Annotated in this window: 11 protein-coding genes, 1 pseudogene and 1 riboswitch; of the genes and pseudogenes, 8 read left to right on the forward strand and 4 right to left on the reverse strand. The window is 72.5% G+C overall.

Features of this window, described 5'->3' with window-relative positions; all coding sequences use genetic code 11:
- Positions 1-411: 411 nt before the first annotated feature.
- The 4 genes from ACN28A_RS10585 to ACN28A_RS10600 all read left to right on the forward strand — a co-directional run bounded on the left by ACN28A_RS10585 (position 412) and on the right by ACN28A_RS10600 (position 4,297).
- Complete coding sequence (locus ACN28A_RS10585) at positions 412-1,083, forward strand: LppU/SCO3897 family protein (RefSeq protein WP_421394574.1); 672 nt, start codon at positions 412-414, stop codon at positions 1,081-1,083.
- A gap of 185 nt (positions 1,084-1,268) precedes the next feature.
- A complete protein-coding gene (locus tag ACN28A_RS10590) occupies positions 1,269-2,906 on the forward strand; it encodes a ferric reductase-like transmembrane domain-containing protein (RefSeq protein WP_421394576.1) in 1,638 nt (545 codons plus the stop codon).
- 40 nt (positions 2,907-2,946) lie between these two features.
- The gene (locus tag ACN28A_RS10595; RefSeq protein WP_421394578.1) at positions 2,947-3,456 is read left to right on the forward strand and encodes an FMN-binding protein; all 510 of its coding nucleotides are present in this window, start codon (positions 2,947-2,949) and stop codon (positions 3,454-3,456) included.
- A 43-nt stretch (positions 3,457-3,499) separates the two neighbouring features.
- Positions 3,500-4,297: an FAD:protein FMN transferase gene (locus ACN28A_RS10600; protein WP_421404276.1), complete on the forward strand. Its 798-nt coding sequence runs from the start codon at positions 3,500-3,502 to the stop codon at positions 4,295-4,297.
- Between the two features lie 86 nt (positions 4,298-4,383).
- Here ACN28A_RS10600 and ACN28A_RS10605 read toward each other — a convergent pair whose 3' ends face one another.
- A complete protein-coding gene (locus ACN28A_RS10605; RefSeq protein WP_421394580.1) occupies positions 4,384-5,034 on the reverse strand; it encodes a dienelactone hydrolase family protein in 651 nt (216 codons plus the stop codon).
- A 329-nt stretch (positions 5,035-5,363) separates the two neighbouring features.
- On the opposite strand from ACN28A_RS10605, the gene ACN28A_RS10610 reads away from it, so the two are divergent.
- From ACN28A_RS10610 to ACN28A_RS10625, 4 genes are all read left to right on the forward strand, one after another.
- Complete coding sequence (locus ACN28A_RS10610) at positions 5,364-5,567, forward strand: hypothetical protein (protein ID WP_421394582.1); 204 nt, start codon at positions 5,364-5,366, stop codon at positions 5,565-5,567.
- 413 nt (positions 5,568-5,980) lie between these two features.
- Complete coding sequence (locus tag ACN28A_RS10615; RefSeq protein ID WP_421394585.1) at positions 5,981-6,652, forward strand: DNA alkylation repair protein; 672 nt, start codon at positions 5,981-5,983, stop codon at positions 6,650-6,652.
- A gap of 140 nt (positions 6,653-6,792) precedes the next feature.
- Entirely contained in the window at positions 6,793-7,782 is a 990-nt protein-coding gene (locus tag ACN28A_RS10620) for a DUF5954 family protein (RefSeq protein ID WP_421394587.1), read from the forward strand.
- Positions 7,783-7,896: 114 nt separating this feature from the next.
- Positions 7,897-8,029, forward strand: a riboswitch (cyclic di-AMP (ydaO/yuaA leader).
- Between the two features lie 3 nt (positions 8,030-8,032).
- Positions 8,033-9,061, forward strand: a complete 1,029-nt coding sequence (locus tag ACN28A_RS10625; protein WP_421394590.1) for a coiled-coil domain-containing protein — start codon at positions 8,033-8,035, stop codon at positions 9,059-9,061.
- 21 nt (positions 9,062-9,082) lie between these two features.
- On the opposite strand, the gene ACN28A_RS10630 is transcribed toward ACN28A_RS10625, so the two are convergent.
- The 3 genes and pseudogenes from ACN28A_RS10630 to ACN28A_RS10640 all read right to left on the reverse strand — a co-directional run bounded on the left by ACN28A_RS10630 (position 9,083) and on the right by ACN28A_RS10640 (position 14,051).
- A complete protein-coding gene (locus ACN28A_RS10630) occupies positions 9,083-11,464 on the reverse strand; it encodes a glycoside hydrolase family 65 protein (protein WP_421394592.1) in 2,382 nt (793 codons plus the stop codon).
- 172 nt (positions 11,465-11,636) lie between these two features.
- Positions 11,637-12,377: pseudogene (locus tag ACN28A_RS10635) on the reverse strand (beta-phosphoglucomutase family hydrolase); the annotation flags it as partial.
- A gap of 138 nt (positions 12,378-12,515) precedes the next feature.
- Positions 12,516-14,051 (reverse strand): multicopper oxidase family protein, encoded by a 1,536-nt coding sequence (locus tag ACN28A_RS10640; protein WP_421394593.1) that lies wholly within the window; start codon positions 14,049-14,051, stop codon positions 12,516-12,518.
- Between the last annotated feature and the right edge of the window lie 22 nt (positions 14,052-14,073).

Here is a 14,073-nt window from a genome sequence, read left to right on the forward strand (position 1 = left end):
GCATCCCCAAGCTGCTAGAGGCCCGCGGGGGGCGGGCCGGTCACGGGGGTCGGCGTTCGGAGGGACTCCGGTGCCGGGGAGAGCGTCTCCGGCACCGGATCGAACGCCGGGCACCCGAGGCGTCCGATCCGCACCACCGGGTCGAGCCCGAGGTCGCGTGGCGGTGCGGCGCTGTCCGACAGGTCGCCAGGTCACCGGCTGCCAGGTCACTGGCTGCCAGGTCACCGGGCCGGCGGACCGCCGGTCGACGGCGGCTGCGACACTTCCCGGTGTCGGCGGCCCGCGCCGGTCGGTTCCGGCCGGGCCGCTCCGGCCGCCGGTCCCCACCGGCGAAGCTTCCAACAACCCCGGCTGGCCGGTCACACCGGCCCGGACGGGCGCGACCCCGTTACTTACCCTCGAAAGGCAACGATGTCCACATATCCACCCCCGGGCTACGGTCCGGACGGGCCTTCCCAGGACCCCCGCCAGTCCGGCGGGTACGGCGCTCCGGGAGCCGGCGGCGACTCCGGCTACCCGCCGCCCTCGGGCTCGTACCCGCCGCCCAGCTCGGGCTCGTACCCGCCGCCGTCCGGTTACCCGGCGCAGGGCGACTACCCGTCGGCGCCGGACTCGGCGGGGCAGACCGGCACCCCGGTCCCGCCGAAGAAGAGCAAGGCACCGCTGATCGTCGGCATCGTCCTCGGCGTCCTGCTGCTCTGCTGCGGCGGCGGCACGGCGGCGGTGCTCTGGGCCGGTGACGACGAGGACCCGTCGAACGCCTCCGCCGAGCAGACCCCCACTCCGGAGCCGAGCGCCAAGACGACGCCGCCGAAGGGCAAGCCGTCGCCGACCCCGGAAGAGGACTCGGTGGAGGGCAACCTCGACCAGTTCAAGAAGGGCGACTGCCTCACCCTCGACGACTCCGGCAAGGTCGAGGAGGCGAGTTGCGGTGCCCGGGGCGCGCTCAAGGTGCTGCTGCGCAAGGACGGCACCATCAGCGAGTCCGCCTGCGAGAACACCGAGTACACGCAGTACCTCTACCAGGACGGCACGATCGGGACGCTCCAGGACTTCATCCTGTGCGTCGCCCCGGCCCGCTGACGCCCGGTCCGATGCCGGCCCGCCCCCTCGCGGCCCGTGAGGGGGCGGGCCGGCAGGGGGCGGGACGGGGCGACGCGGTGGACTCCGGTGCGCTTCCTTAGCCACCAACCAAGCGATTCTTAAGACTGAACTAAGCGGGCCGCTCGGGCTTGGTTTCCGACACATCGACCCGGTACATATTCTTCGTGACTCGTCGTCGGGATGTCGATACGGCCGAGCCGCTCACCGAATGGGTGACCGGCCTGCTGCCCCGGGTGCCGTCCGAGGACCCCTACGACCGGCCACCCCGGGGCCGTGACCGCGACGGTTACGACGGGTTCGACAGTTACGCCCCCGCCGAACCCGAGCGGTCGGCGGACGGCTGGTCGAACCCGTCGCGCGGCCGGGAGCCGTCGCGCGGCCGGGACTCCTGGTCGTACGCGGACCAGGCCCCGGCGTACCGGCCCAACCCGATCAGCGGGGCGGCCGAGGCCGCCCGGCACCGGGAGACCGCCGAGGTCGAGCCGTACGACCGCAGCGGCCGGCTCTTCTTCCACATCGTCTTCTGGTCGGCGCTGGCCACCAGCGTCTACCTCTGGTGGCTGAACACACCGACCGGCTCGATCCGGAACACCGCCGACATCCTGATCGCCGGTGGCCGGCTCACCGGCATGGTCGGCGGGTTCCTGCTGCTCACCCAGGTGCTGCTGATGAGCCGGGTGCGCTGGCTGGAACGCTGGATCGGCGCGCACTCGCTGCTGATCTGGCACCGGGAGCTGGGTGCCTTCCTGCTGCTGGCCATCCTGGCGCACGCCGGGCTGATCGCGGTCGGCTACAGCAAGCTGACCAACACCCCGATCGTCGAGGGCACCTGGACGCTGCTGAGCACGTACGAGGACATGATCAGCGCGACGGTGGCCACCGGCATCCTGGTCGGCATCGCGCTGCTGGCCATCCGGGCGGTCCGCCGGATGATGAACTACGAACTCTGGTACTACCTGCACCTGAGCACCTACCTGGTGCTGCTGTTCAGCTACGGCCACCAGTTCGCCACCGGCCGGGAGCTGTCCAGGCCCGGCTTCGGGATGTACTTCTGGGCCGGGCTCTACGTATTCGTCGTCGCCTGTGTCCTGTGGGGACGGATCATCTCGCCGATCGCGTTCAACCTGCGGCACCGGCTGCGGGTCGAGGACGTGGTGCCGGAGGCGTTCGAGATGGTCTCCATCTACATCTCCGGCAACCGGCTGGACGAGCTGGACGCCCGGGCCGGGCAGTACTTCCGGTGGCGGTTCCTGACCAAGGGCTGCTGGTGGCAGGCGCACCCGTTCTCGCTCTCGGCCGCGCCGAACGAGCAGTGGCTGCGGCTGACCGTCAAGGTGGTCGGCGACCACACCGAGTCGCTGCAATACCTGGAGCCCGGCACCCGGATCTTCGCCGAGGGGCCGTCCGGGGTCTTCACCGCCGACCGGGCGATCCGGCCCCGGGCCCTGCTGATCGCCGGTGGCAGCGGCATCGCGCCGATCCGGGCACTGCTTGAGGACCTGCCCGAGCAGACGGTGGTGATCTACCGCTCGCGCAGCGAGGAGGAGTTGCTCTTCCGCGACGAGTTGGACTTCCTGGCCCGCTCCCGCAACGCCCAGGTCTGGTACGTCATCGGTTCCCGCGACGACCCGGCCCCCCGGCACCTGTTCACCGCCAAGGGCATGCGCGAACTGGTGCCGGACGTACGGCGCCGGGACGTCTACCTCTGCGGCCCGCCCGGCCTGGTCGACGTCTCGATGCGGACGATGCGCAAGCTCCGGGTGCCGCGCCGGCAGATCCACCTGGACCCGTTCGAATTCTGATCCCCCGCACACACATCCCACCCCTCCGGAGGTAACTCCCGTGCGTCGTGCCGCCTTCGCCGTCCTCGGTACCGCCATCGGCGCCAGCCTGCTGATCGGCGCCAAGCTCGGCACCTCGACCGAAACTCCCGGCAACCAGGTGGCGCTGGAGGAGGAGACCGACGGCGGGGCCGCCGCCGCAGCGCCGCCGGCCGGCAGCACGCCGGCTGCGAAGAAGACCACCGCGCCGCCGGCCAGGAAGCCCGCGGCGAAGCCTCCGGCGGGCGGCCTGAAGGACGGCACCTACGCCGGGGCGACCGCCAACTACGACTACGGCGCGATCAAGGTGACCATCACGGTCGCCGGCGGCAAGGTCACCGACGCCGACGCCAGCTATCCGGACGAGGACCCGACAAGCGCCAGCATCAACCAGGGCGCGATCCCGAAGCTGCGCCAGCAGGCGCTCGCGGCCACCAGCGCCAGCAAGGTGAACACGGTCTCCGGGGCGAGCCTGACAAGTGCGGCCTACAAGGCTTCGTTGCAGTCCGCGCTCGACAAGGCGAAGGCCTGAGGCGGCGATGGGTACCGCCGGGCTGCGTCGGGCCGAGCAGATCATGGGTACGCCGATAAGCGTGCAGCTCACCGACCCGCTGCCGCCCCGGCGCCTGGAGACGCTCGCCGAGCAGACGTTCGACTGGTTCCGCGAGGTGGACGAGCGGTTCAGCACCTACAAGGAGAACAGCGAGGTCAACCGCTTCGACCGGGGTGAGCTGTCCATCCAGGACTGTTCGGCCGACCTGCGGCTGGTGGTCGAGGCCTGCGCCGACCTGTGGCGGGAGACCGACGGCTACTTCGACGCGTACGCCACCGGACGGTTCGACCCGTCCGGATACGTGAAGGGCTGGTCGGTGCAGGTGGCGTCGGACCGGCTGCTGGCGGCCGGCTGCCGGTCGCACTGGATCAACGCGGGCGGGGACATCCGGGCCCGGGGCGGCCCGCGTCCGGGTGAGCCGTGGCGGATCGGCATCCGGCATCCGTGGCAGGACGACAGGATCTGCTGGGTACTCGGCGGGAACGACTTCGCGATCGCCACCTCCGGGACGTACGAGCGGGGCTTCCACGTGGTCGATCCGTACCGGGGTGCGCCGGCCACCGAACTGACCTCGGTCACCGTGGTCGGCACGGACCTCGGCCGCACCGACGCGTACGCGACCGCCGGGGTGGCGATGGGGCAGGCCGGGTTGCGCTGGCTGGCCGAACTGCCGGAGTACGAGGTCGGGATCGTCACCTCCGACGAACTCTGCTACCGCACCGACGGTTTCCCGGTGCTGCCGCTCGAACCGGACGCGCCGGGGCCGCCCTCGCCGGCGCATTCCGACGTCACCGGCCAGCCCGCGCCACGGCTGGGCTGACGGGCGGCGACGCCGGCGGAAGCGAAGCCGGCGGAAGCGAAGCCGGCGGAAGCGGAACCGGCGGGAGCGGAGCCGGCGGGAGCGGGTCAGCCGGGCAGCCGGCCGACGAACCACTCCGCCGCCTCCCGGGCCACCTGGTCCAGGGTGCCGGGTTCCGCGAAGAGATGGCTGGCACCGGGCACCACCCGCAGTCGCGCACCGGCGTCGAGATCGGCCAGCGCCAGGTCGTTGAGCCGCAGCACCTCCTCGTCCAAGCCGCCGACCAGCAGCAGCGTTCCGGCGCGTACCCGGGCAAGGTCGGCACCGGCCAGGTCCGGGCGGCCACCGCGGGAGACGACCGCGTACACCTGGTCGGGGCGCTGCGCGGCGGCGCGGAGCGCGGCGGCGGCTCCGGTGCTCGCCCCGAAGAGCCCGATCGGCAGCCGGCCGGCCGGTTCACCTGTCGCCAGCCAGTCGACGACGCCGACGAGTCGGGCGGTGAGCAGGCCGATGTCGAAGCGCAGTTCCCCGGTCCGGTCGTCGAGCGCCTCCTCTTCCGGGGTCAGCAGGTCGACGAGTACGGTGGCCAGGCCGCTGCGGTTCAGCACCTCGGCCACCATCCGGTTGCGCGGGCTGTGCCGGGAGCTGCCGCTGCCGTGTGCGAACAGGACGATCCCGCGCGCGTCGGCGGGGACGACCAGGTCGCCGACGAGGCGTACGTCTCCGGCCGGAATGCTGGTCCCGGTGGTGCCGTCCATCGGCCGTCTCTCCTGCCTGCCACTCCGGCGGCGTACGACTGCGTACCACCGACCGCCGCTCCGTCGGTCCCACCATGCGGTGCCGTCCGGCGGTGCCGTCCGCGTCACCCGACGGTGCCGGCGGTTCCACCCGGCGCCTCCGGTCCGGCTTCAGCCGGCGGTTTCCTCCGCATACCCGTTCCTCCGCATACCCGGCGGTGCCCGGGGTCAACCACCCGGCCGTCCCGGAACCGGGTTTGCGGCTGCCTGACCGGGGAAGGCCACCGCAGCATCCGACGGAGACGCCGGACGGCCGCCGTGCCGACCGGTGGAGGAACGGAAGGGGCGCCATGGCCCGCCACAAATCCGGCAAGGCGAAGTCCAGCTCGGCCCGAGCCGACGACGCGGGGCAGCAGGCCCCCGACCGGAGCGAATGGGCGGACGAGGCGGCCAAGGCGAGGTCGCTCGACGACCCGCGCCGGATGCCGCCACGCGACGCGGTCGGCATGCCGTCCATCGGCGAGCGGTACTCCGACGACCCGCGCGACCACTGACCACGGGCCGTATCCGATCCGGGCGCATCCCCGCCCACTCGGCGACCGCGTCCGCTGACCTGGACACCAGAGGCGTTACCGGAGGGTCATAACGCCTCTGGTGTCCAGGTGAACCCAGCTGGTGGCGTCGGCGGAGGTGACGAGAGGGGTGCTGGGGCTCTGCCCGCAGCATTCTTCCGTCTATCAGGATTGACTTAATTAAGTTATTGCTGACATAGTGGTCACGGTGCGGCGCTTCGTCCCGACCCGACGCCGCATCCCGATGACCCATGGCCCCGCGAACGTCCCGACGGCCCCGCGATCAACCGGGACCCGGCCGGGGCGTCGTGGTTCGCCGCGTGCCATCGGCCGGCGGCCGGGCGGCACACCAGCCACCGGCGGCGAGTGGCCACGAGACGGGGCAGGGGGTCGGGATGACCGGGACGACGGTGGCCGGGGTGATGGCCGAGCTGGCCGCGCTGGACGACCCGAAGCTGCGCGAGGCGAACGAGCGGCACGGCGACGACCACGGGGTGAACCTCGGCCAGTTGCGCGCGCTCGCCAAGCGGTTGAAGACACAGCAGGAACTCGCCCGCCAGCTCTGGCGGACGGAGGACACCGCGGCCAGACTGCTGGCGCTGCTGATCTGCCGCCCGAAGGCGTTCGACGGTGCCGAACTCGACGCCATGCTGCGGCAGGCGCGCACGCCCAAGGTGCACGACTGGCTGGTCAACTACGTGGTGAAGAAGAACCCGCACGCCGAGGAGCTGCGGCTGGCCTGGTTCGCCGACCCGGATCCCGTCATCGCCAGCGCCGGTTGGGCACTGACCGGCGATCGCGTGGCGAAGAAACCGGAAGGGCTCGACCTGGGCGGACTGCTCGACACCATCGAGGCGGAGATGGGGGACGCCCCGGATCGTCTCCAGTGGGCGATGAACAGCTGCCTGGCCCAGATCGGCATCGACCACCCCGGACACCGCGCTCGGGCGATCGCCATCGGCGAGCGGCTACAGGTGCTCAAGGACTACCCGACGTCGCCCGGCTGCACGTCCCCGTACGCGCCCGTCTGGATCGGCGAGATGGTGCGCCGGCAGCAGGGCGGTTGACCACCGTCCGGATGCCCCCGCCGGACAGGCCGACCTTCGTGGCCGAGGCGCCGGAATCTGTGGACGAAGTGCGGTGGTGGCATTCTTTCTTTCAGCTGCCGGAGGAACACAATGCGTACATGGCCTTTGACGGTGGACGGGTGCCTGATCACCTGGTAGTCAAGATCGAGCAGCGGGACGACCCCGTGTCGGCGGTCTCCGAGGACGACGCCCGAAACCGCTCGGTCGCCTATCCCACGATCATGTGGGGTGCTCCGGTCTTCGGCTTCGCCGAGGAGGTGGCCGGCCGGTGGCGGATCGTCCGGCTCACCGCCGACGCCCCGCAGCATGCCCGGGACGGTCTCGCGTCACATTTCCGGAAACTGTTCAGCGAGACACCGGAGACCGCCGAGTACACGGCCCGGCGGGCCGAGTACGAGACGGCGTACGAACTGCTCGACTGGGAGATCCTCGACGAACTCACCGTCGACGGACGGCGCTACCGGATCGTCCGGGCCCAACCGTTCATCAGGATGGGGCCGGACGGGCCGGAGCCGCCCCGGCCCACCGACCCGGACCCGTACCCGCCGGGGCAGACGGACCGGGACACGTCCCAACTCGACGGGTTCGTCATCGACCCGACCGCCGGCACCGGGCTCACCGACGGGCTGGTCCGGATGGAGATGATCTCGGCGTCCTACCGGCCGGACACGGTTCCCGGGGACGTGCACGCCGACTCCCGCCAGGCGCTGACCACGCACCCGAACGTGGTGCTGCTGCCGGTCGGCTACACCGTCGGGGAGTACGTCGGCGGCGCCTGGCGGCCCCAGACGGCCGTCACCTACGCGACACCGCAGGCCGCCCGGGACGCCGGGTCCTTCTCGGTCGCGGAGCTGACGCCGGACGAGAACACCTCGATGGAGGATTTCGTGGCGGCGTACCGGCGCGCCCGCGCGGCGCACCGGCCACCGACCACCGACGACTTCGAGGTGCGGGGCGTACCGTGCCGGGTCACCAGAGTGGAGACCTTCGTCCGGGTCGGCCCGGACGGCCCGGAGGGACCCCGCCGCTCGGACCCGGACTCCCACCTGCCACCGGCGCGGCTCGTCTCCGACCTCCGCGCGCAGGGCCTGATGCCCGATCCGGACTGACCCGGGGACGGCCGCGCACAAATTCCACGCCGGACTCCGCCGAATCCCCGAATCGACCCGGTTGACCAGGTAGTCTGACTCCGGTTTCGCCCGGTGGCGCACCCCTCCGCGCCGGCGTGACCGCCGCCGAGTCACCCGTCAGGGTGAGCCGGGGACCCAGGTAGGTGGGGTGAGTCCGCAACCGCGGTAGGGGCTTGTTCCGTCCCGAACCCGTCAGCTAACCCGGTAGGCGGGCGACGGAGGGACATGCATGACGGGATCCACCCGCCGGCGGCTGCCGCTGGTCCTGGCCCTGATCGCCACGTTCGGCGCGCTCACCGGGGCGGCGCTCCGGCCGGACGTCGCAGAGGCGAACAGCCCCGCCGCGCTCGGCGACGAGGGCGACACACCACTCTTACGCGACGTGCTCGAATCCACCGGCCGAGGCTACCTTCAGGCGAGGAACGCGCTGGCCAACGCCAAGGCCCGGCAGGCGAAGATCGTCGCCGAGCTGCGCCGGGTGGAGGCCCGGATCGCGGAGCTGCGCCCCCGGGTCGAGGAGGTGGCCCGGACGGCGTACCGGACGGGTCGGATCGGCCCGGTGCTGGCCCTCCTGCACAGCAGCTCGGCCGACGAGCTGCTGGAGCGCGCCCGCCGGCTGGAGGCGGTGGCGCTGCGGGACAACGACGCGCTGCGCGCGCTCGGCGAGGCCCGGGAGCGGGCCACCCGGGCGAAGCGGGCGCTGGACGCCCAGGTCGTCGAGGAGCGCCGGCAGCTCGCCATCATGCTGCGGCAGAAGCAGGCCGCCGAGCGGGCCCTGGCCCAGGTCGGCGGCGCCTCCACCGGAGGTTTCGTCAACGCCAGCTCGCCGCTGGCCCGGCCCGCGCCACGGGCCGGCGACGGCTCCTGGCCGCCACAGTCGTGCAGCCGGCCCGACCCGACCACCGCCGGCTGCGTCACACCGCGCACCCTGCACGCCTACACCGAGGCGCGGCGGGCCGGCTTCACCAGGTTCACCGGGTGCTACCGCTCCGGCGGCCCGTACGAGCACCCGAAGGGGCGGGCCTGTGACTTCTCCGCCGAGCCGGGTGGGTTCCGTGGCGCCGCGAGCGGAGCCGACCGGACCTACGGCAACAATCTCGCCGCGTTCTTCGTCCGCAACGCCGACCGGATCGGCGTGCTGTACGTGATCTGGTACCGGCAGATCTGGTTGCCGACCACCGGCTGGAAGTCGTACGGCGGGGCGCGCGGCGACCCGTCCAGCGACCACACCAACCACGTGCACCTGTCGCTCGTCTAGGAACGCACCGCCACCCGGGGGTCAGCGCGAGGTCGCCTCGCCCTCCGGAGCGCGCCGGACCGGGGCCCGGCCGGCGGGCTGGGCCGGCTGCGGACCGGTCGGCCGGAGCGGCGGGATCGGCCGGGTCACCGACTCCAGACAGGTGACCAGGACCTTCTCGCCGTGGTGCAGCAACTCCAGGGCGTCGTCCGGCTCCCCGTCGCGCAGCGAGTACGTCGCCTCGTGCCGCCGCACGTCCACCCGCATGTGCACGCCCCGGTAGCGCAGTGAGAAGTCCAGCCGGTCGATCCGGCTCGGCAGCCGGGGGGTGAAGGAGAGCGTCTCGGTGTGGTCGCGCATCCCGCCGAAGCCGGCGACCAGGGCGATCCAGGCTCCGGCCAGCGAGGCGACGTGCACGCCGTCCCGGGTGTTCTGGTTGAGGTCGTGCAGGTCCATCAGGGCCGCCTCGCCCAGATAGTCGTGCGCGAGTTCGAGGTGCCCGGTCTCGGCCGCGAGTACCGCCTGGGTGCAGGCCGACAGCGACGAGTCGCGTACCGTCCGCCGCTCGTAGTAGGCGAAGTTGGCCGCCTTCTGTTCGTCGGTGAACGCGTCGCCGCGCCAGTGCATCGCCAGCACCAGGTCGGCCTGCTTGATCACCTGTTTGCGGTACAGGTCGAAGTAGGGATAGTTCAGCAGCAGCGGGTACTGCTCCGGCGGGGTGCCGGCGAAGTCCCACTCCTGGAACCGGGTGAAGCCCTCCACCTGCGGATGTACGCCCAGCTCCCGGTCGTACGGGATGTGCATGTCGTTCGCCGCGTCCCGCCACGACGCCGTCTCCTCGGCGTCGACGCCGAGCCGCTGGGCCTCCTCGCCGTGCCGGGCGGCGGCCTCGGCGGCGGCCAGCAGGTTCCGCTGGGCCATCAGGTTGGTGTAGACGTTGTCGTTCTTCACCGCCGTGTACTCGTCCGGCCCGGTCACCCCGTCCAGGTGGAACCGGCCGTTCCGGTCGTGGTGCCCGAGCGATCGCCAGAGCCGGGCGGTCTCCACCAGCAGTTCCAGCCCGACCTCGCGTTCGAACTGCACGTCGTCGGTCGCCTGCACGTACCGGCGTACCGCGTCGGCGATGTCGGCGGCGATGTGGAACCCGGCGGTGCCGGCCGGCCAGTACGCCGAGGTCTCCTGGCCCCGGATCGTCCGCCACGGGAAGGCGGCGCCGCGCAGGCCGAGAGTGCGGGCCCGCTCCTGGGCCAGGTGCAGGGTGGAGTGCCGCCAGCGCAGCGCGGAGGCGACCGCCGGGGGCAGGGTGTAGGTGAGTACCGGGAGTACGAACGTCTCGGTGTCCCAGAACGCGTGCCCGTCGTACCCCGGTCCGGTCAGCCCCTTGGCGGCGATCGGCCGCAGTTCGGCGCGGGCACCGGCCTGGAGCACGTGGAAGAGTCCGAACCGGACCGCCTGCTGCACCTCCGGGTCGCCCTCGACCCGCACGTCGGAGTCGTCCCAGAAGGTGTCGAGATAGCGGCGCTGCTCGGCGCAGAGCCCGTCCCAGCCGGAGAACCTGGCGCCGGCGAGTGCCGCCGCGACCTGGTCGCGCAACGCCGGGCGGGACCGCCGGCTGGACCAGCCGTACGCGACGAACTTGACCAGCCGGAGCTGCTCGCCCGGCTTGATCACGGAGGTGACGGTGGTCCGCGCCCAGTCCTCGTACGCCTCGGTGCCGACGAGCTTGCGTTCCGGCCCGTGCACCTCGTGGCTCATCGAGACGGCGACCCGCAGCCCGCTCGCCTTGGTGCGGTGGATCAGCAGCGCGCCGTCGGCGTGCACCAGGTGCTCCTCGGACTGCAACGGCGACTCCAGCACCGCCGCCACCCGGGGGTCCCGGCTCTGCGCCGGAAGTTGCTCGTTGGCGACCAGCTCGGACTGGATGATCAGCCGCATCGGGCCGTCGACCGGCTCCACCCGGTATTCGATCGCCGCCACCGAGCGCTGGGTGAACGAGACCAGCCGGGTCGAGCAGATCCGCACGGTGCGCCCGGCCGGGGAGCGCCACTGCACCGACCGTTGCAGGGTGCCGCCGCGCAGGTCGAGCACCCGTTCGTGGCTGAGCAGTTCGCCGTACCGGACGTCGAACGGCTCGTCGTCGACGAGCAGCCGGATCGGCTTGCCGTTCGTGACGTTCACGATCGTCTGGCCGGACTCGGGGAAGCCGTAGCCCGCCTCGGCGTACGGCAGCGGCCGCAGCTCGTAGAAGGAGTTCAGGTAGGTCCCCGGCAGGCCGTGCGGCTCGCCCTCGTCCAGGTTGCCGCGCAGCCCGATGTGCCCGTTGGAGAGCGCGAACACGGATTCGGACTGGGCGAGTACGTCAAGGTCGAGCCGGGTCTCCCGGACGTGCCACGGCTCGACGGGATAGGCCCGTTCCCGGATCATCGGCGTCTCCTCGCAGTCACCGGACCACCTCCGGCCCGCCGCCCGGCACCGGGCCGCCCGCCGGCCCGGAGGCAGCCCCGCCGCCCGGCACGCCGCTGCCCGCGGGGCCCGGCGGCTCGCCGCCCGCCGGGCCGGTGCCGTGCCGGCCGGGCTGGGCCGGGGCGGTACCACCGGCTCCGGGCAGTAGTTCGGACAGGTCCCGCACCACGATGTCGGCGCCGTGCTCGCGCAACGCGTCGGCCTGGCCCACCCGGTCGACCCCGACCACGAAGCCGAAGTTGCCGGCCCGGCCCGCCGCCACCCCGGCCAGCGCGTCCTCGAAGACGACGGCCTGGTCGGGGCGTACCCCGAGCAGTTCGGCGCCGGCCAGGAAGGTGTCCGGATGCGGCTTGCCGCGCAGCCCGCGCGCCCGGGCGACGACCCCGTCCACCCGGGCCTCGACCATGAGTTCCAGCCCGGCTGCGGCGATCACGTCGGCGGCGTTCGCGCTTGCCGAGACGACGGCCCGGCGCAGTCCGGCGGCGCGGGCGGCGTGCAGGTACTCCACAGATCCCGAGTACGCCAGCACCCCGTCGCTGTGGATCCGGGCGAGCAGGAGGACGTTCTTGCGGTTGCCCACCCCGTGCACGGTGTCGACGGTCGGCGGGTCGTCCGGCTCGCCCTCCGGCAGGGTGATCTGCCGGGAGGCGAGGAAGGTCCGCACCCCGTCGGCCCGGGGACGGCCGTCGACGTACCTGTTGTAGTCGTCGCCCGGGTCGAACGGCCGGAACGGTTCGCCGGTGATGTCCGACCGCCGCCGGAGGAAGTCGTCGAAGGTCTGTGTCCAGGCGGCGTTGTGCACCAGGGCGGTCTGGGTCAGCACACCGTCGAGATCGAAGAGGCACGCGGTCACATGCGCGGGTAGGCCCAACACGCCTAACAACCTAACCGGGAAGGCATCCCGGGGCACGGTTTCCGGTTCGGCCACGCCGATACCGCCCAGCCCGCCCGACCCGCCCGGCGACGGTCCCGCCGGGCGGGTCCACGGCGCCGGTCGAGCGGGCCGGGCAGGTCAGCGGTGCTGGCCGTGACCGTGGCCGGCGGGTGGGCGACCCGGTCGCTGGCCCGGCTCGACCACCACGAACTGCCCCATCATCCCCTGGTCCTCGTGGTCGAGGATGTGGCAGTGGAACATGTACGGCATGTCCGGGTCGGCGTGGTCGGCGAACCGGGCGATGATCCGGATCGGCCGCCCGGCCGTCAGGAGTACGGTGTCCTTCCAGCCGGCGAGTTCCGGTGGCGGCGGCGCCCCGTCCACCGAGAGCACCTGGAACTGCACGTCGTGTACGTGGAAACTGTGCGGCGTACCGTCCTGTTTGTCGAGTTCCCAGATCTCGGTGGTGTCCCTGGTGACCGCGAAGTCGATCCGGTCCGGGTCCATGGCGCGACCGTTGATCTGCCGGCCGTTCAACCGGAAGCGCCGCTGCTCGGCCGCCGAGGCCGGGTCGAGCCGGTCGACCGGGACCAGCCGCCCGGGCACCTCGGGGGCCGGGGCGAGTGTGCCGGCGGCCCGTAACTCCAGCACGTCGAAGGTGTCGTCGCCGCCGGTGAACCGGCTGTTGAAGAAGTCGACGCCGGTGTTCGGCGGGAAGCTGCGCAGCACCGGGCGCTCGCCGGGGCGTACCGACACCACGATCTCGGCCCGTTCGCCGGGCGACAGCCGGATCCGGCCGGTCTGGTGCGGGGCGGCCAGCAGCCCGCCGTCGGTGCCGACGAGCGCGAATCCGCGCCCGTCGGCGAAGCCGAAGTCGTACGTCCGGCCGTTGGAGCCGTTGAGCAGCCGCAGCCGGACCCGTTCGGTCGTCACGTCGAGGTACGGCCCGACGGTGCCGTTGACCAGCAGGGTGTCGCCGAGGATGCCGACCCCGCCGAGGGCTCCCCGGCCGTGGTCGAGACGCCCGCCGGAGCGGAACTTCCGGTCCTGGACGATGACGGGGAAGTCGTCGACGCCGTACCGGCGGGGCAACGGGAGCGCCCGGGACGCCGCGTCGTCGAGCAGGAACATCCCGGCCAGCCCCCGGTAGACGTGGTCGGCGGTGGCGCCGTGCGGGTGCGGGTGGTACCAGAGCGTGGCGGCGGGCTGGTCGACCTTCCACCGCGGCGACCAGGTCGCGCCGGGCCGGACCATCTGGTGCGGCCCGCCGTCCATCGCGGCCGGCAGGTGCATGCCGTGCCAGTGCACAGTGGTCGGCTCGCCGAGGCCGTTGACGACGTTGACCAGCACCTCTTCGCCGCGCTCGGCCCGCAGGGTGGGGCCGAGGTAGTCGCCGTTGAAGCCCCAGGTGGCGGTCGGCCCGCCCTGGCCGAAGTCCCGCTGGCCGGGCTGGGCCCGCAGGTCGAAGACCCGGCGTCCCCGGTCGTCGATCCGGGACGGCGCCAGCGGCGGTACGGCCAGCCGGTTGACGAAGTCCACCTCTCCGCTGGTGTCGACGACCGCCCGGGTCCAGCCCCAGGTGGCTATCGCCGTGCCGATCCCGCAGAGCAGCAGTACGACCGAGAAGACTCCGAGCAGCACCCGGAGCCAGCGCCGCGATCCCCCGCCGGCCATTCCGACACCTCCCTATGACTCA

The organism is Plantactinospora sp. WMMB782, assembly GCF_049179135.1.
In the GTDB taxonomy this organism is placed as follows: domain Bacteria; phylum Actinomycetota; class Actinomycetes; order Mycobacteriales; family Micromonosporaceae; genus Plantactinospora.